Genomic DNA, 282 nt, shown 5'->3' with positions numbered 1-282 from the left:
GGAAGAGCATTGAGCAGCTCATGAGCCTGGACGTGTTCGTGGGGGTGGAGATTGAGATCAAGACCGTAGGAGGTGGCCGGTGAAGGGCATCTTGGGCGTCAAGGTGGGCATGACCCGCATCTTCCGCGACGACCGCGCCGTCCCCGTCACGGTCATCCTTGCGGGGCCGTGCCCCGTGGTGCAGCGCCGCACCCCGGAGAAGGACGGCTACACCGCGGTGCAGCTGGGCTTCCTTCCCCAAAACCCCAAGCGGGTGAACCGCCCCCTTAAGGGGCACTTCGC

The 282-nt window shown here is 66.0% G+C and carries 1 pseudogene; it reads left to right on the top strand.

From position 1 onward, the window contains the following. Window positions 1–79: 79 nt before the first annotated feature. Window positions 80–282, top strand: a pseudogene (locus MFF64_RS39065) (50S ribosomal protein L3); the annotation flags it as partial.

The sequence above is a fragment of the Methylobacterium frigidaeris genome (assembly GCF_022179185.1).
GTDB classification, from domain to species: domain Bacteria; phylum Pseudomonadota; class Alphaproteobacteria; order Rhizobiales; family Beijerinckiaceae; genus Methylobacterium; species Methylobacterium frigidaeris.
This window is presented reverse-complemented; position numbering and strand designations above follow the sequence as displayed.